The organism is Streptomyces sp. NPDC002209 (assembly GCF_042890265.1).
In the GTDB taxonomy this organism is placed as follows: Bacteria; Actinomycetota; Actinomycetes; order Streptomycetales; family Streptomycetaceae; genus Streptomyces.
The window spans coordinates 31,550-51,053 of record NZ_JBIARX010000015.1; the positions used below are offsets into that span (position 1 = coordinate 31,550).

Genomic DNA, 19,504 nt, shown 5'->3' on the forward strand with positions numbered 1-19,504 from the left:
TGCTCCCTGGTTCCGCCGATTTGGAGAAACAATGATCCCGTTGTCGTTCGCGCAGCGTCGGCTGTGGTTCGTGGACCGGTTCGAAGGCCCTTCGCCGACCTACAACGGCGCTTTCGCCCTGCGGCTGACCGGTGAGCTGAACGTGGGTGCGCTGGAGACGGCGCTCCGCGATGTCATCGACCGGCACGAAGTCCTGCGCACGGTGATCGTCGAGGGCGACGACGGCATCCCGCACCAGGAGGTGCTGGCGTCCGGCCACAAGCCCTTCGGACTGCCGGTCGTCGAGGTCGCGCCGCAGGAGCGGGCGGCGGCGGTCGACGCGGCTGCCGTCGAGACCTTCGACCTGGCCGCCGACGTGCCGATCCGCGCCACGCTGGTGCGGACCGGCGCGCTCGACCACACCCTGGTCCTCGTGGTGCACCACATCGCCCTGGACGGGGAGTCCCTCGGGCCGCTGCTCCGCGATCTCACCACGGCGTACTCGGCCCGCAACGAGGGCGACGCCCCCGTGTGGGAGCCGCTGCCGGTGCAGTACGCGGACTACACGCTGTGGCAGCAGGACATGCTCGGCGACGAGTCCGACCCGGACAGCCTGGCGGCCAGGCAGCTGGAGTACTGGCGCGGGGCACTGGCCGACATGGCGCAGCCGCTGGCCCTGCCGACGGACCGCCCGCGCCCCAAGATGACGAGCCCCCGCGGCGACCTGGTCAAGTTCCCGATCGAGCCCGACCTGCTCCGCGCCGTGGAGAAGGTGGCCGCGGAACAGGACACCACGGTGTCGATGGTCATGCAGTCGGCGCTGGCGGTGCTCCTGCACCACCTCGGCTGCGGTGACGACGTACCCCTCGGCGCGCCGATCGCCGGCCGCACCGACGAGGAGCTGCGCGACCTCGTCGGGTTCTTCGTCAACACCTGGGTGCTGCGCGTCGACCTCTCCGGGAACCCGACCTTCCTCCAGCTGCTCCGGCGGGTGCGGGACCGGGCCCTTGCCGCCTACGACAACCAGGACATGCCGTTCGAGCGCCTGGTGGAGCTGCTCAACCCGGACCGGTCCACCGCCTACCACCCGTTCTTCCAGGTGATGCTCGCCTGGCAGGAGCCCCTGGGGGACCTGGAGTTCGCCGGGCTCGGTGTCGAGTCCGAGACGCTCGAGACCAAGACGGCCAAGTTCGACCTGTTCTTCAACATGATCCCGGACGGCGCCGGCGGGGCCGGAGTCCGTCTGGAGTACGCCACCGACCTGTTCGACAGGTCGACGGTCGAGCGTCTCGCGGACCGCTTCGTGCGCGTGCTGGGCGAGCTCGTGGCCGACTCGGAGCGGGCCATCGGCGGCATCGACGTGCTCGACGCGGCCGAGCGCGACCTTCTGCTCGTCCAGTTCAACGACAACGCCACGGCGGCGTCCGAGCTGACGGTCCCCGAGCTGTTCGAGAACCAGGCGGCCAGGACGCCGGACGCCCCGGCGATCCTGTGCGACGGCCGGACGCTGACCTACCGGGAGCTCGACGACCGGGCGAACGCCGTCGCCTGGGAGCTGGTCCGGCGCGGTGCCGGGCCGGAGGACCTGGTGGTCCTGGCGCTGCCGCGCACCGAAGACCTCGTCGCCGGCCTCCTCGGCATCCTCAAGTCCGGTGCCGGCTACGTGCCGATGGACCCGCAGTACCTCGCCGGACGCGCGGAGACCGTGCTGTCCGAGGCGCGCCCGCGTTTCGTGGTCACCGACACCGCGACGGCGCAGGACCTGCCGCAGAACGACATGTCGAGCATCAACCTCGACCTCCGCGCCGAATGGGACGCGCCCCAGGGGGCGCCGGACAACACCGGCCGCGTCTCGCCGCTGGGCCCGGACAACCTGGCGTACGTGATGTACACCTCCGGCTCCACGGGCAAGCCGAAGGGCGCGGCGATCACCCACCGCAGCGTCGTCAACGGCGTGCAGGAGCTGGTGCGCGTCATCGACGCGCCGACCGGCTGGAAGATGCTCGCCGGCACCTCGGTGAACTTCGACGTCTCGGTCTTCGAGCTGCTGACCACCCTGTCGACCGGCGGCACCGCCGAGGTCGTGCCGAACGCGCTGGCGCTCGCCGAGCGGGAGAGCTGGGACGGCCACGTCATCAGCGGTGTCCCCTCGGTGCTCGGCGAACTCGTGAGTCACCTGGACAAGGCGACCGACGTGCGCACGGTCGTCTTCGCGGGCGACGTGCTCCCGGCCCGCCTGGTGCGCCAGGTCCGCGAGGCCCTGCCCGACGTACAGATCGTGAACTCCTACGGGCAGAGCGAGAGCTTCTACGCCACCACCTTCTCCCTCACGGCGGCCGAGGAGTGGGCGGACAGCGACGTCGCGCCCATCGGCACCCCGCTGGGGAACATGCGCGCCTACGTGCTGGGCCCGGGCCTCGCCCCGGTGCCGCAGGGCATCATCGGCGAGCTGTACGTCGTCGGCACCTGCCTCGGCCGCGGCTACCACGACCGCCCGGGCCTGACCGCCGAGCGCTTCGTGGCGAACCCGTTCGCCGCCGGCGAGCGGATGTACCGCACGGGCGACCTGGCCCGCTGGAACGCACGCGGTGAGCTGGAGTGCGTCGGCCGCGGTGACGGTCAGGTGAAGGTGCGCGGCTTCCGCATCGAGACCGCCGAGGTGGAAGCGGCGATCACGCAGCACCCCGGTATCAGCGAGGCCGTGGTCATCAGCCGCGAGGTGGGCTCGGACGGGCGCCGGCTCGTCGCCTACGTGGTGCACACCGGCGAGGGGGCCGTCGGCGACGACGGCGCCGGCGGTATCGGCGACGTGGACGTTCAGGCCGGAGCCTCGTCCGCCGAGCTGCGCAAGTTCGTCGCGGCACGGCTGCCCGACTACATGGTTCCGTCGGCCTTCGTGGCCGTCAGCCAGCTGCCGCTCGGCCCGACCGGAAAGCTGGACCGCTCGGCGCTGCCCGAGCCGGAGTTCCTCGGCGAGGCCTACCGCGAGCCGCGCACCGAGGCCGAGAAGATCATCACCGCCGCGTACGCGGACGTGCTCGGCGTGGACCGGGTCGGCATCGACGACGACTTCTTCGCCGTGGGCGGCGACAGCCTGCGCTCCATCCAGGTCGTGGCCCGCGCCCGGGCCCGGGGCCTGAACCTGACCACGCGGGAGATCTTCGAGTGCCGCACCGCGGAGCGGCTGGCCGAGGTGGCCTCCGACCGCAAGGACCAGGTGCCGGTGCTCGCGGAGCTCGAGGGCGGCGGCGTCGGCGAGCTGGCGCTGCAGCCGGTGGCTCAGCACGTGTTCGAGCACGGCGGCGGGATCAACCGTTTCGCCATGTCGATCGTGCTCGAGCTGCCCACGGGCATCGACGAGAGCGGACTGGCCGCGACGCTGGACGCCGTGCTCGACCGGCACGACCTCCTGCGCGCACGGCTGGTGCGCGGTGACGAGCCCTCCCTCGTCGTACGTCCGCAGGGCGCCGTACGGGCGGCGGAGCTGATCCGCCGCGTGCCCGTCGCCGGCGGGTGGGACGACGCCGCCGCGCTGGAGACGGCGAAGGCGGAGGTGGACGCCGCGGCCGGCCGGCTCGACCCGGAAGCCGGGACCATGGCCCGCTTCGTCTGGTTCACCGCGGACTCGGGTGCGGGCAGGCTGCTCGTGGTGCTGCACCACCTGGTGGTGGACGGCGTCTCCTGGCGCATCCTCATGTCGGACTTCGCCGAGGCGTGGCAGCAGGTCCGCTCCGGCAGGGCACCCGAGCTGCCCGAGGTCGGCACGTCCGCCCGCCGCTGGGCGGCGGCGCTGGAGTCCGAGGCCCTCTCCCCGGAGCGGGAAGAGGAACTGGACTACTGGCGCGACATGCTCGAGTCGCCCAACCTCCCGCTGGGCGAGCGGGCGTTCGACCCGGCCGTGGACATCATGTCCACCCTCGACACCGTGCGCGTGCAGCTGCCCGCCGAGGTCACCGAGGCGGTGCTGACCAAGCTCCCCGCCGCGTTCAAGGGCACCGGCACCGACGTGCTGCTCGCCGCCCTCGCCCTCGCGGTGAACCGCTGGCGCGGTGACGAGCGTTCGACCCTGGTCCGCCTGGAAGGACACGGCCGCGAGGAGGACGTCGTCCCCGGCGCGGACCTCTCCCGGACCGTCGGATGGTTCACGAGCATGTACCCGGCCCGGGTCGACGTGCAGGGCGTGGACCTGGCCGACGTGCTCGCGGGCGGCTCCGCCGCCGGCAAGGCGATCAAGCTGGTCAAGGAGCAGCTGCGCGGTGTCCCGGACAAGGGACTGGGCTACGGCCTCCTGCGCTGGCTGAACCCGGAGACCGCCCCGCAGCTCGAGGACTACGCGGCGCCGCAGATCGGCTTCAACTACCTCGGCCGGATCTCCGACGCCGACGTGCCCGAGCACCTGCGCGCCGAAGGCTGGGTGCCGGCCGACTGGTCCGCCCAGCTGATCCCGATGCCCGACCCGGACCTGCCCGCGCTGTCCGCGCTGGAGGTCAACTCGGTCGTCACGGACACCGCCGAAGGCGCCCGGCTCCAGGCCGTCTTCATGTTCCCCACCGGTGTGCTGTCCCGCGAGCGGACCGCCGAACTGGCCGAGCTGTGGGTCGAGGTGCTGCACGGCATGGCCGCGCACGCCGCACGCCCGCAGGTCGGCGGGCTCACGCCCTCGGACGCCCCGCTGGTCTCGGTGAAGCAGGACGAGATCGACGAGTGGGAGGAGCGCTACGGCAAGCTGGTCCAGGTGTGGCCGCAGGCCCCGGGCCAGTCCGGCATCCAGTTCCAGGCCGCGCTCGCCGACGGCACCTTCGACGTCTACCACATGCAGTTCCTGCTGCACCTGACCGGGCACGTGGACCCGGCGCGCATGCGGGCGGCCGGGCAGGCGCTCCTCGAGCGGTACCCGAACCTGCGCTCCGCGTTCGTGGCCGGCGCCGACGGCGACCCGGTCCAGGTCGTCGCGGAGAACGTCGCCGTCCCGTGGCGGCACATCGACCTGACCGGTCTCGACGAGGCCGGGCAGGAAGCGGCGGTCGACAAGGCCCTCGCCGACGACCGGGCCGACCAGCTCGACCCCACCCGGCCGCCGCTGATCCGCCTGGCCCTGCTCACCTGCGGGCCGCAGAAGGCGAAGCTCATCATCACGGCGCACCACACCCTGTTCGACGGGTGGTCCTCGCCGCTGGTGATCAAGGACCTGGTCCGGCTGTACGGCGGCACCGAGGAGCTCGCCCCGGTCCGGAGCTACGGCGACTACCTGGGCTGGCTGTCCAAGCAGGACCGGGACGCATCGGCCGCCCGGTGGAAGGACGAGCTCGCCGAATTCGACCAGCCGACCCTCCTGGCCGCGGACCTTCCCGAGAAGGGCGAGGCCTCCCGCCTCGGCCGCGTCGAGGTCCCGCTGTCGATCGACAAGGGCCGGGAACTCGCCCGGCGCGCCGCGGAACTCGGCGTCACCCTGAACACGCTGCTCCAGGGCGCCTGGGCGGTCCTCCTCTCGAAGCTGACGGGCCAGAACGACGTCGTGTTCGGCGCGGCCGTCAACGGCCGCCCGGCGGACCTGGTCGGCTCGGACGAGATGGTCGGCCTGTTCATCAACACCCTGCCGACCAGGGTGCGCTGCCGGCCGGACCAGACCGTCGGCGAGGTCATCGCCGATCTGCAGGACCGGCAGATCTCGCTGCTCGACCACCACTACTACGGCCTGGCCGACATCCAGCGCGGCGTCGGACTGCCCGCCCTGTTCGACACGATCGTCGTGTTCGAGAACTACCCGATCGACCGCGAGGGCATCGTCGAGGCGAACGACTCGGCAGGCTTCACGATCGACGCGATCCGGCCGTTCGCCGGCTCGCACTACCCGCTCACCCTCAACTCCTCCGACCCGTACCTGCGGCTCTCCCTCGACTACCAGACCAACCTCTTCGAGCGCGACGCGGCCGAGGAGATCGCCGCCCGGCTCGTCCGGGTGCTGGAGCAGGTCCTCGAGGACCCGAAGAAGCCGGTCGGCGCCATGGAGGTGCTGTCGGAACAGGAACGCGACTGGCTGGTCAAGGGGATCAATGACACGGCACATCCGGTGGCGGCGGACACTCTGCCGGGCGCGTTCGAGGCTCAGGTGGAGCGCACCCCTGACGGTGTGGCGCTGATCGGCGAGCAGGAGACCCTGACCTACGGCGAGTTCAACCGGCGCGCGAACCGGCTGGCGCACTGGCTGGTCGAGCAGGGTGCCGGCGCCGAGCAGCTCGTCGCCGTGAAGATCCCGCGCTCGGTGGACCTGATGGTGGCGATCTACGCGGTGGTGAAGGCCGGCGCGGCCTACCTGCCGATCGACACCGAGCTGCCCGAGGACCGGGTGGCGCGCGTGCTGGACAGCGCGAAGCCGCTGCTGGTGCTCGACGCAGACCTGCCGGACGTCTCCGCGTACCCGGAGACCAACCCGGAGCGCGCACTGTCGCCGGACAACGCGGCGTACGTCATCTTCACCTCCGGCTCCACCGGCCGCCCCAAGGGCGTCCAGGTGGCGCACCGGGCGATCCTGAACCGGCTCAAGTGGGGTCTGGCGCACTTCGGCGTCGACGCCGAGGACCGGGTGCTGCTGAGCACGACGGCCAGCTTCGACGTCTCGGTGCCGGAGCTGTTCGCGCCGCTCCAGGTCGGCGCCGCGGTCGTCATCGCGCGTCCCGACGGGCGCCGGGACCCGGCCTACCTCGCCGACCTGATCCAGCGGGAGCGGGTCACCGGAGCGGACTTCGTGCCCTCCCTGCTGGAGGCGTTCGTCAACGAGCCCTCGGCCAAGGAGTGCACCAGCCTGCGCTGGATCGAGGTCGCCGGCGAGGCGTTCCCGCCCGCGCTGGCCAACCGCGTCGTCGACGTGCTGCCGAACTGCGGTGTGCACAACCTCTACGGCCCCACCGAGGCGTCCGTCGAGGTCACGGCGTACCAGCACGTGCCGGGCGCCGACCGGGTGCCGATCGGCGCCCCCGTGTGGAACACCCAGGTGTACGTGCTGGACGAGGCGCTGCGCCCGGTCGCGCCGGGGGTCACCGGCGAGCTCTACCTGGCCGGCACCGGGCTCGCCCGGGGCTACCTGGGACAGACGGAGCTGACCGCGAACCGGTTCGTCGCCTGCCCCTTCGGGGAGCCGGGAACCCGGATGTACCGCACCGGCGACGTCGTGCGGTGGAACCAGGACGGCCAGGTCGAGTACATCGGCCGGTCCGACTTCCAGGTCAAGCTGCGCGGCTTCCGCATCGAGCTCGGCGAGATCGAGACGGCGCTGGCCAAGCACCCGGACGTCGACGGCGCGGTGGCCCTGGTCCGCGAGGACCGCCCCGGTGACCAGAGGCTCGTCGCGTACGTGGTGACGGGCAAGGCGGAGGCCCAGCTGGACCTCACGGCCCTGACGGACCTGGCCCGGGAGAACCTGCCGGAGTACATGGTCCCCTCGGCCGTCGTCCCGCTCGCGGCCTTCCCCACCACGCCGAGCGGGAAGCTCGACCGCAAGGCGCTCCCCGCACCGGACCACACGGAAGCCGCCGTGACCGGACGAGGGCCCCGCAACCACAACGAGGAAGTCCTCTGCCGGCTGTTCGCCGAACTGCTGGGTCTGCAGGAGGTCGGCATCGACGCCGACTTCTTCGACCACGGCGGGCACTCCCTGCTCGCCACCCGGCTGACCGGCCGCATCCGCAACGAGCTCAAGGTCGACGTGAAGGTCACCACCGTGTTCCGCAGTCCGACCGTCGCCGAACTGGCGACCCGGCTCGAGAAGACGGGCACGTCGAACCGCCCCCAGCTTCGCCCGATGAACGTGTAGGAGTACGTCGATGATCCCGTTGTCCTTCGCACAGCGTCGGCTGTGGTTCCTCCACCGTCTGGAAGGCCCGTCCGCGACCTACAACATCCCGTTCGTGCTGCGCCTGGACGGGCCGCTGGACACGGCGGCCCTGGCCGCGGCGGTGACGGACGTCGTCACCCGGCACGAGAGCCTGCGCACCCTGATCGCCGAGAACGCGGACGGCACCCCGGAGCAGCGGATCGTGCCCGCGCAGGAGGCCGCCCTCCAGTTCCGGGTGGTCGACGTGGCCGCGGACGCGGCGGAGGCCGCGGCCGCCGAGGCCGCGTGCGAAGGCTTCGATCTCGACACGGAACTCCCCCTGCGGACCACCGTGCTGCGGATCTCCCCGCAGGAGCACGTGGTGGTGTTCGTGATCCACCACATCGCCGCGGACGGGGCGTCGATGGCGCCCTTCATGCGGGACCTGCTGGCGGCCTACGACGCCCGCCTGCAGGGCGGTGCGCCGCAGTGGGCTCCTCTTCCGATCCAGTACAAGGACTACACGCTGTGGCAGCGCGAGGTCCTCGGCGACGAGGAGGACCCGGACAGCGTCGCCGCGGCGCAGCTGGACTACTGGCGCACCGAACTGGCCGGGGTCCCGCAGCCGGTCCAGCTCCCGCTGGACCGGCCGCGGCCGACGGCGGCAGACCACCGCGGCGGCCACGTCGACTTCGAGCTGGAACCGGAACTCCTCGCCGGAGTCGGCAAGCTCGCCGGGGCGCACGGCGCCACCGCGCCCATGGTCGCCCAGGCCGTGCTCGCGGTGCTCCTGCACCACCTCGGCGCCGGCAACGACCTGACCATCGGCAGCCCGATCGAGGGGCGGGCCGACGAGCAGCTCGACGACCTGATCGGCTTCTTCGCCAACACCTGGGTGCTGCGCGTCGACCTGTCGCAGAACCCCTCGTTCGGCGACCTGCTGGACCAGGTCCGCGACCGGGCCCTGGCCGCGTACGACAACCAGGACGTTCCGTTCGAGCGCCTGGTGGAGCTGCTGAGCCCGGACCGCACCACCGCCTACCAGCCGCTGTTCCAGGTCATGCTGGCCTGGCAGTTCGAGTGGTCGCAGATCGAGATCCCGGGTCTGCGCATCACCCCTGTTCCGGCGGGCACCGGCACCGCGAAGTTCGACCTGTTCTTCAACATCGTCCCGGCTCCCGGCGGCGGCGCGTACGGGCGGCTGGAGTACGCGACCGAGCTGTTCGACCACGCCACGGCCGAGAGCCTCGTCGACCGCTACGTGCGCGTGCTGCGCCAGGTGGTCGCCGACTCCGGGACGCGGCTCGGCGGGGTGGACGTGCTCACCGACGCCGAACGCACCTGGCTGACCAAGCTGAACGAGACGACCGAACCGGTGCGCGGCACGACGGTTCCGGAGCTCGTCGCCGCCCGGGCGGCGCAGACGCCGGACGCGACCGCCGTGGTGTCCGGGCAGACGACGCTGTCGTACCGGGACCTGGACACCCGCGCCAACCGGCTGGCCGCGGTCCTGCGGGACCGCGGTGTCGGGCCGGACGTCCTGGTCGCGGTGGCACTGCCGCGGTCCGCGGACCTGGTGGTCGCGCTCCTCGCCGTGCTCAAGGCCGGCGGCGCCTACCTGCCGATCGACCCCAACTACCCGTCCGCGCGGGTCGACCTGCTGCTCGACACGGCCGACCCCGCACTGGTGCTGACCGATTATCAGACGGCGCCGACCGTGTCCAAGTGCCGGCAGCCGGTGCTCCACCTCAACGACCTGAGCCTCGAAGGCCGGGCCGTGGCCGCCCCGGACGTGCGTATCGGGCCGGACAACCTGGCCTACGTGATGTTCACGTCGGGGTCCACCGGGACGCCCAAGGGCGTCGCCATCACCCACGGCAGCGTGGTCAACGGCGTGCAGGACCTGCGCAGGACCGTGCAGGTCGAGGCGGGCTCCCGGATGCTCGCCGCGACCTCGGTGAACTTCGACGTCTCCGTGTTCGAGATCTTCACCGCGCTGACCGCCGGTGCGAGCGTCGAGGTCGTCCGCGACGTGCTCGAACTCGCCGAGCGCGGCAGCTGGTCCGGCACCACCATCAGCGCCGTGCCCGCGGTGTTCTCCGCGCTGCTCGACCAGATCACCGATGCCCCGGGCGGCCTCGAACTCGAGGTGGACACCGTCGTCTTCGCCGGCGAGGCCCTCTCGGCCGACCTGGTCCGCAAGGTGCGCCGCGCCCTGCCCGACGTCCGTGTCGTCAACGCCTACGGACAGACGGAAAGCTTCTACGCCGCCACGCACACGCTCCCGCAGCAGTCGGCCGAGACCGGCGCGGTACCGGTCGGAGCGCCCCTGGCCAACATGCGCACCTACGTGCTGGGTCCCGAGCTCACCCCGGTCGCGCCCGGCGTGATCGGCGAACTGTACGTCGGCGGCCCGATCGCCCGCGGCTACCACAACAACGGCGCCGTCACCGCGGAGCGGTTCGTCGCATGCCCCTTCGGTCCCGCCGGCGCGCGCATGTACCGCACCGGTGACCTGGCCCAGTGGGACGAGAACGGCCGCCTGAAGTACGCGGGCCGCGCCGACAACCAGGTGAAGGTCAACGGCATCCGCGTCGAGCCGACCGAGATCGAGACGGCCCTCGCCCAGCACCCCGCGGTCGGGCAGGCCGTGGTCACGGTCCGCGCCGACCACACCGGCACCGCGCGGCTCGTCGGCTACGTGGCGCCGCCGGCCGGCGCCGACGGCGAAGCCGCCCCGGCCTCCGCCGTCTCCGCGGCCGACCTGCAGCGGTTCGTGGCCAAGAGGCTGCCGGACTACATGGTGCCCGCGCTGATCGTGGTGCTGGACCGGCTGCCGCTGAACGCGAACGGAAAGCTGGACCGGGCCGCGCTGCCCGAGCCGGAGTTCGCCCGCACCGAGTACCGGGCGCCGCGCAGCGAGGCCGAGCGGATCCTGGCCGAGGTGTACGCGGACGTGCTCGGCACCGAGCAGGTGGGCGTCGACGACGACTTCTTCACCAGCGGCGGCGACAGCATCCGCTCGATCCAGGTCGTGGCCCGCGCCAAGACGCGCGGCGTCGTCGTCAGCACGCGGGAGATCTTCGAACAGCGCACGGTCGCCCGGCTCGCGGAACTGGTCGACGGCCGTGAGGAAGAGGAGCGGGTCGTCCTGGCCGAGCTGCCGGGCGGCGGCGTGGGCTGGGCTCCGCTGCCCCCGACGGGCGCGCACGTGCTCGGCCTGGGCGGCGGAACCGGCCGGTTCTGCATGTCCGCGCTGCTCACCCTGCCCGAGGACATCGACCGCAAGGGTCTTCTCGCCACGCTCCAGGCCGTACTGGACCGGCACGACGCGCTGCGCTCCCGCCTCGACCGCGCGGAGCCGGGCCTGCGCATGGAGCCCGTCGGCAGCGTGGACGCCGGCGCTCTGGTGCACGAGGTCCGCTACGCCGACGCCGACCTGCAGGCCGAGCTGGACGCCGCCGCCGACCGGCTCGACCCGGACGCGGGCGTCATGGCCCGGTTCGTGTGGCTCACCTCCGACACGGAGGCGGACCGCCTGCTGATCGTGCTGCACCACCTGGTCGTCGACGGCGTGTCCTGGCGCATCCTGGTGCCGGACCTGGCCGCCGCGTGGAAGCGGATCCGCGAGGGCCTCGCCCCGGAAGCGGCCCCGGAGAGCACCTCGCTGCGCCGGTGGATGCACGCCCTGGCCGACGAGGCGGCCACCCCGGAGCGGGTGGCGGAACTGCCCGTGTGGCAGGAGATGCTCCGCGGCGAGGAGCCCGTGCTCGGCGCCCGGGACGTGGACCCGGCGCGCGACGTCACGGCCACCGTGGACACCGTACGCATCCAGGTGCCGGCCGACGTCACCGCGACCCTGCTCGACACGGTGCCCGCGGTGTTCCGCGGCGGCGTCGACGACGGGCTGCTGACCGGCCTGGCGCTGGCGCTGGCGCAGTGGCGCCGGACGCGCGGCGTCGTCGGGGACTCGACGCTGGTCCGGCTCGAAGGCCACGGCCGCGAGGACCACCTCGTACCCGGTGCCGACCTGTCCGGCACGATCGGCTGGTTCACCGCGATGTACCCGGTGAAGCTGGACCTGGCGGGCATCGACGTCGCGGACGCCTTCGCCGGCGGCCCCGCCGCCGGCCGGGCGGTCAAGGCCGTCAAGGAACAGCTGCGCGCCGTGCCGGACAACGGCATGGGCTACGGGCTGCTGCGCCACCTCAACACGGAGACCGCCGCCGCGCTCGCCGGACAGCGGGAGCCGCGGATCGGCTTCAACTACCTGGGCCGGGCCTCCAGCGCGGACATCCCCGAGGAGCTGCGGGGCCTCGGCTGGGCGCCGGACACCACGCACCAGGACCTGATCGCCGCGCCCGACGCGGACATGCCGGTGCTGTCGGCACTGGAGATCAACGCCGTGGCCGCCGGTGACGAGCTGACCGCCTACTTCGGCTTCCCGACCGGCGTGCTCACCCGCGACGAGGTCACCGAGCTGGCCGGCCTGTGGGTCGAGGCGCTGACCGCCCTCGCGCGGCACGCCGCGACCCCCGGGGCCGGCGGCCTGACCCCGAGCGACGCGCCGCTGGTCGAGGTGGGCCAGCAGGAGATCGACACCTGGGAGGGGCAGTTCGGCAAGCTGTGCCGGATCTGGCCGACGACCCCGGTGCAGTCCGGGATGCTGTTCCACACGATGCTGTCCGGCGCCGAGTTCGACGCCTACCACATGCAGCTGGTCTTCCACCTGTCCGGCGAGGTCGACCCGGAGCGGATGCACCTGGCCGCGCAGGCCCTGCTGGCGCGCCACCCCAGCCTCCGCGCCGCGTTCGTCAACCGGGCGGACGGCGACGTGGTGCAGGTGGTGCCCGAGACGGTGTCGCTGCCGTGGCGGCACCTCGACCTGACCGCCCTCGGCGAGGCGGAGCGGACCGAGCAGTTCGAGGCGTTCCTCGCCGAGGACCGGGGCGCCCACTTCGACGTGGCCACCCCGCCGCTGATCCGCGTGGCGCTCGTCGTCCTCGAGCACGGCCGCGCCGAGCTCGTGATGACCGCCCACCACGTGCTCATCGACGGCTGGTCCATGCCCCTGCTCATGCGGGACCTGCTGCTGCTGTACGCGTCGCACGGCGACCCGGCCGGTCTGCCCGCGACCCGCGACTTCGGCGAGTTCCTCTCCTGGCGCGCCCGCCAGGACCAGGAGGAGACCGCCCGGGTGTGGGCGGCCGAGCTGGAGGGCGTCGAGGAGCCGACCCTGCTCGTTCCCGGCGCCGAAGGCGAGGGCGAGGGCGTCGGACAGGTCGAGATCACGCTCCCCGAGGACGAGGCCCGCGCCCTGAGCCGGCGCGCCACCGAGCTGGGCGTCACCGTCAACACCCTGGTCCAGGGTGCCTGGGGGCTGCTGCTCGGCCAGCTCACCGGCCGCCAGGACGTGGTGCTCGGCGCCACCGTCTCCGGGCGCCCGCCCGAGGTGACGGACGTCGACTCGATCGTCGGGATGTTCATCAACACGCTGCCCGTGCGCGTCGAGTACGGACCCGGCGACACCCTCGCCGAGGTCCTCACCCGGCTGCAGAGCCGGCAGGCCCGTCTCCTGGACCACCACTACCACGGGCTCACGGAGATCCAGCAGTCCGTCGGCCTGAAGTCCCTCTTCGACACGCTGGTCGTCTTCGAGTCGTACCCGGTCGACGAGGAAGGCATCGGCGCCGCCTCCGACGCCGCGGACGGGATCGCCTTCACGGGCCTGCGCGCGGCCACGGGCACCAACTACCCGCTGACCCTGATGGCGGCGCTCGACCCGCACCTCCACTTCATCCTCCAGTACACGCAGGGCGTCTTCGAGCAGGACGCCGTGGAGGTGCTCGCGGCCCGCCTCGTGCGGATCCTGCGGCAGCTGGCGGCCGGCCCCGACCTGAAGGTCGCCGAGGTCGACATCCTGGACCCGGCCGAACGCGAGCGGCTGCTCGTCGAGTTCAACGACACGGCCGCCCCGACTCCGGACGTCACGGTCAACGGGCTCGTCGAGGCACAGGCGGCGCGGACCCCGGACGAGGTCGCCGTGGTCGCCGAGGGCGCGTCGCTCACGTACCGCGAGGTGGATGCCCGGGCCAACCGCCTGGCGCGCGAACTGGCCGGGCGCGGGGTGGGACCGGAGTCGGTGGTCGCGGTGTCGCTGCCGCGGTCGGCGGACCTGGTGGTCGCACTGCTCGCGGTCCTGAAGGCGGGCGGCGCGTACCTGCCGGTCGACCCCAAGTACCCCAGCCACCGCCTCGAGGCCATCCTCGAGGAGGCGCGGCCGGTCCTGGTCCTGACGGACTCCACGACGGTCGCGGTGCTGCCCGGGCACGACGCCCCGGACGTCTTCCTCGACACGCTCGACCTGTCCGGGGACGACACCGGCCTCGGACTGCTGCTCCACGCGGACCAGCTGGCGTACGTCATGTACACCTCCGGCTCCACGGGCAAGCCCAAGGGCGTCGCCATCACCCACGCGAACGTGGTCAACGGCGTGCTGCGGCTCGCCTCCCGCGTGGGCATGGAGGCGGGCAAGCGGCTCCTCGCGGGCACGTCGGTCAACTTCGACGTCTCGGCGTTCGAGATCTTCACGACCCTCGCCTGCGGCGGCGTCGTCGAAGTGGTCCGGGACGTCCTGGTCCTGGGCGAGCGGGAGGGCTGGAGCGGCAGCGTCATCTCCACCGTGCCGTCCGCCTTCGCCGAACTCGTCGACGAGATCGCCGGCCGCACCAGCGTGGAGACGGTCGTCTTCGCCGGCGAGGCCCTGCCCTCGTCGCTCGTCGAGAAGACGCGCAAGGCCTTCCCGGGCGTGCGCGTCGTCAATGCCTACGGGCAGAGCGAGTCGTTCTACGCCACCACGTTCGCCGTGCACGGCGACATGCCGGCCGGGGCGGGCAGCACGCCCGTCGGCACCCCGCTCGGCAACATGCGGGCCTACGTCCTCGGCCCCGGCCTGACTCCGCTGCCGCCCGGCGCCGTCGGCGAGCTGTACGTCGGCGGAAGCGTGGGCCGCGGTTACCACGGCCGCGCCGAACTGACCGCCGAGCGTTTCGTCGCCGACCCGTTCGGCCCGTCCGGCTCGCGCATGTACCGCACCGGTGACCTGGCCCGCTGGAACGCCGACGGCCGGCTGGAGTACGCGGGCCGTGGAGACGCGCAGGTCAAGGTGCGCGGCTTCCGCGTCGAGCCCGGCGAGGTCGAGGCCGCGGTCACCGCGCACCCCGGGGTCGCGCAGGCCGTCGTCATCGCCTGCGAGGGGCGCGCCGGCAGCACCAGCAAGCAGCTGGTCGCGTATGTCGTGCCCGTCGTCACCGGCGAGGACACGAAGACCGACGACTCTGGCCCGTCGAGGAAGGAGCTGCACGCCTTCGTGTCGGAGCGGCTCCCGGACTTCATGGTGCCGGCCGCCTTCATGGTCCTCGACCGGCTGCCGCTCGCCCCGAACGGCAAGCTGGACCGCGCCGCGCTGCCCGAACCGGAGTACAACGGCGCCGCCTACAGAGCGCCTCGAACTCCCCGCGAGGAGACCCTGGCCAAGCTGTTCGCGGAGGTGCTCGGTGTGGACCGGGTCGGCATCGACGACGGCTTCTTCGAGCTGGGCGGTCACTCGCTGCTCGCGACTCGGCTGATCAGCCGCGCCCGCGCCGAGATGGGGATCGAGATACCGATCCGGAAGATCTTCGACCTGCCGTCGGTGGCCGCGCTCGCCGCCTGGTCGGAGCAATCGGCCGCTCCGCGACGGCCCAGCTTGCGCCAGATGATCGTTAAGGATGTGAAGTGATGATTCCGCTGTCATTCGCACAACGCCGTATGTGGCTTCTCCACCAGCTGGAAGGAGGGGCGGCGACCTACAACATCTCCGCCGCCTTCCGGCTGACCGGATCCCTGGACCAGGACGCCCTCGTCGCGGCGATCCGCGACCTGGTCGACCGGCACGAGATCCTGAGAACCACGTACGCGACGAATGACGACGGAGAGCCCTACTCGCGGATCCTGACGGTGGCGGAGGCCTCGCCCCAGGTGCAGGTCGCCGACGTGGCGCCCGAGGACACGTCCCGCGCGATCGGCGAGGCCGTCTCGCACGGCTTCGACCTGGAGGGCGAACTGCCCTTCCGGGCGCACCTGCTGCGCTGCTCGCCCCAGGAGCACGTCCTCGTCATGGTCGTCCACCACATCGCCTCGGACGGCAGCTCGAGCGCGCCGATGATGCGGGACCTGATCGCCGCCTACGCCGCCCGCCAGGACGGCCAGGCGCCGCAGTGGGAGCCGCTGCCCGTGCAGTACAAGGAGTACGCGCAGTGGCAGCGCGAGGTGCTCGGCGAGGTGTCCGACCCGGGAAGCCTCGCCGCGCAGCAGGTCGAGTACTGGCGCAAGCAGCTGGACGGCGTGCCGCAGCCGCTGAGCCTGCCGACGGACCGCCCGCGCCCCGCGGAGGCGAACTCGCACGGCGAGACGATCGGCCTCTCCGTGCCGGCGGAGGTGGCGGCCGGGCTGCAGAAGCTGGCCGACGAGCGCGGTGCGTCCATGTCGATGGTCCTCCAGGGCGCGCTGGCGGTGCTGCTGCGCAAGCTCGGCGGCGGCGACGACCTGACGATCGGCTCGCCGATCGCCGGGCGGACCGACGAGGCGCTGGCCGATCTGATCGGTTTCTTCGTCAACACCCAGGTGCTGCGGGCGGACCTGTCCGGCAACCCGACGTTCACCGAGCTGCTCGCCCAGGTGCGGGACAAGGCGCTGACGGCCTACGAGTACCAGGACGTCCCGTTCGACCTGCTCGTCGAGGCCATCAACCCCGAGCGCTCCGCGTCCTACCAGCCGCTGTTCCAGGTGATGTTCGCCTGGCAGAGCTACCAGAAGCCGGACCTCGGCATCCCCGGGCTCGACGTGAAGTTCGAGCAGGCCATCCCGTCGACCGCCATGGTCGACCTGTTCTTCAGCCTGACCGCGGACGAGTCGGGCGCGCTGCAGGGCGACCTCCAGTACGCGACCCAGCTGTTCGACCGCGAGTCGGCCGAGGTGATCGCCGCCCGGCTCGTCCGGGTGCTGGAGCAGCTGGCCGCCGATCCGGGCGTGCGCATCGGCGACGTCGACGTGCTGAGCGCGGCGGAGCGGGTGCGGCTGGTGCGGGACGTGAACCCCGCCGGCCGCGACATCCCCGAGGTCACCCTGGTCGAGCTGTTCGAACGCCAGGCGGCGCAGCGGGCGGACGAGGTCGCCGTCTCCCACGAGGGTGACGCGCTCACCTACGGCGAGGTCAACGCCCGGGCCAACCGGCTCGCGCGGCACCTCGTCGCCCAGGGCGTCGGCCCCGAGTCCCTGGTCGGAGTCTGCCTGGAGCGCTCGGCCGAGCTGGTCGTCGCGCTGCTCGCGGTGCTCAAGGCGGGCGGTGCCTACCTGCCGATCGACCCCGACTCGCCGGCCGACCGCATCGCGTACATGGTCCAGGACGCCCAGCCGGTCCTGCTGGTCACCACCAGCTCGAACGCTGCCGCGCAGGGGCTGGACCAGGACCTCCCGCTGGTGCACCTCGACCGGGCCGGGGGCTTCGCCGAGGAGGCGGCCGCCGACCTCACCGACGCCGAGCGCCGCACGGCACTGCGTCCCGAGCACCCGGCGTACGTGATCTACACCTCCGGGTCGACCGGCCGCCCCAAGGGCGTGCTGATCCCGCACAGCAACGTGGTCGGTCTCTTCGGCGCCGCCGAGGACTTCGCCTTCGGCGCGGACGACGTGTGGACCCTCTTCCACTCCTACGCCTTCGACTTCTCGGTGTGGGAGCTGTGGGGGCCGCTGCTGCACGGCGGCCGCCTGGTCGTGGTCCCCTACGACGTCTCCCGCTCCCCGGGCGACTTCCTCCAGCTGCTCTCCCGCGAGCGGGTCACCGTCCTCAACCAGACGCCCTCGGCCTTCTACCAGCTCGTCCAGGCCGACGCCGATGCCCCCGGCCAGGACCTGGCGCTGCGGTACGTGGTATTCGGCGGCGAGGCCCTCGACCTGAACCGCCTTGCGGACTGGTACCAGCGCCACGCCTCCGACGCGCCGGTGCTGGTGAACATGTACGGCATCACCGAGACCACGGTGCACGTCACCCGCATCGACCTCGACGAGAACTCCGCCGCCCGCTTCCGCGCCAGCGTGATCGGCCCCGCCATCCCGGGCCTGCGCGCCTACGTCCTGGACTCGAACCTGCTGCCCGCGCCCACCGGCGTGACCGGGGAGCTGTACGTGGCGGGCTACGGCCTGGCGCGCGGCTACCACGGCCGGCCGGATCTGACCGCGGGACGGTTCGTCGCGTGCCCCTTCGGCGTGCCGGGCGAGCGGATGTACCGCTCCGGCGACCTGGTCCGCTGGAGCCGCAACGGCCAGCTGGAGTACGTGGGCCGAGCCGACACCCAGGTGAAGATCCGGGGCTTCCGGATCGAGCTGGGCGAGATCGAGAACGTGCTGGCCGGGCATCCGCGTGTGGCGCAGGCGGTGATCGTGGTGCGCGAGAACCACGAGGACGACAAGCGCATCGTGGGCTACGTGGTGCCCGAGTCCGGCGACGGGTCGACCGGTGAGCTGCTCGCCGAGCTGTCCGAGTACATGCGCGAGCGCCTCCCGGACTACATGGTGCCCTCCGTGGTGATTCCGCTTTCGGAGATCCCGCTGACCTCGAACGGCAAGCTCGACCGGCGGGCACTGCCCTCGGAGGACACCAACACCGTGGTCAGCCGGGAGCCGCGCAACGCCTTCGAGCAGAAGCTGTGCGCCCTCTACAGCGAGCTGCTCGGCCTGGAGAAGGTCGGCATCGACGACGGCTTCTTCGCGCTCGGCGGGCACTCGCTGCTGGCCACCCGCCTCAGCGTCCGCATCCGCAACGAGTTCGACATCGACATCCCCATCAGGACGGTCATCAAGTACCCGACGGTGGCCGAGCTGGCCGCGCTGATGCTCGCCGGCGGTGTTCCCGCGGACGACGCCGACTCGTTCGGGGTCGTGCTGCCCCTGAACAGCGACCCCGGTACGGGCAAGGCGCCGGTGTGGTTCTTCCACGGCGGCGGCGGGCTGGGCTGGGCGTACTACAGCTTCGTGCTGCACCTGCAGGACCGGCCGGCCTACGCCCTGCAGTCCCGCGGCTCCGACGGCGTGGACACGCTGGCGGGCTCCGTGCAGGAGATGATCGACGACTACGTCGCCCAGATGCTGAAGATCCAGTCGCAGGGGCCGTTCAACCTGATCGGCTGGTCCTACGGCGGCACCATCGTGCAGGCCGTCGCGGACGCGCTCGACCGGCTCGGCCACGAGGTCGCCTTCGTGGCCATCCTGGACGCCCAGCCGGGTGGGCACGGGTTCACCGAGGTGCACGCCGGCAAGGAGTCCTCGGACTACCGGGCGGAGCTCGAGGACGACTTCAGCCAGTACATCCGCATGGGCAACCGGCAGGGCTTCCTCGACACCATGGCGAAGGTCATGGCCAACAACACGAACCGGATGATGGATTTCGAATCTCCGGTCTACCGCGGCGACGTGCTGTATTTCAACGCCACGCTCGAGGAGAAGTCGTACGCGCACCTGTGGCGCCCGTACGTCGGCGGTTCCCTCCAGGTGCACGAGATGCATGCAACGCACCACGAAATGCACATGCCCGCGCCCGTGGCCGAATTCTTCGAGGTCGTCGGCAGCAAGCTGGCGTAGCGACCGGACATCCATGTGCCGGAGCTGTTCAACAAACGA

At 72.1% G+C, this 19,504-nt stretch carries 3 protein-coding genes; all 3 read left to right on the forward strand.

The features are described from left to right. Window positions 1-31: 31 nt before the first annotated feature. Genes ACFYXK_RS25715 through ACFYXK_RS25725 form a run of 3 tightly spaced genes read left to right on the forward strand, consistent with a single transcriptional unit; the run spans window position 32 to window position 19,465 of the window. On the forward strand, window positions 32-7,789 hold the full coding sequence (locus tag ACFYXK_RS25715; protein WP_389413229.1) for an amino acid adenylation domain-containing protein: 7,758 nt from the start codon (window positions 32-34) through the stop codon (window positions 7,787-7,789). Between the two features lie 10 nt (window positions 7,790-7,799). Beyond that, window positions 7,800-15,569, forward strand: coding sequence for an amino acid adenylation domain-containing protein (locus ACFYXK_RS25720; protein ID WP_389413230.1), 7,770 nt, complete (start codon window positions 7,800-7,802; stop codon window positions 15,567-15,569). After that, window positions 15,569-19,465 (forward strand): amino acid adenylation domain-containing protein, encoded by a 3,897-nt coding sequence (locus ACFYXK_RS25725; RefSeq protein ID WP_389413231.1) that lies wholly within the window; start codon window positions 15,569-15,571, stop codon window positions 19,463-19,465. The genes ACFYXK_RS25720 and ACFYXK_RS25725 overlap by 1 nt, the downstream gene beginning before the upstream one ends. Window positions 19,466-19,504: the final 39 nt, after the last annotated feature.

Coding starts and splice junctions, on each gene's coding strand:
- ACFYXK_RS25720 (WP_389413230.1), top strand. CDS start 7,800: ATGATCCCGTTGTCCTTCGCACAGCGTCGGCTGTGGTTCCTCCACCGT.
- ACFYXK_RS25715 (WP_389413229.1), top strand. CDS start 32: ATGATCCCGTTGTCGTTCGCGCAGCGTCGGCTGTGGTTCGTGGACCGG.
- ACFYXK_RS25725 (WP_389413231.1), top strand. CDS start 15,569: ATGATTCCGCTGTCATTCGCACAACGCCGTATGTGGCTTCTCCACCAG.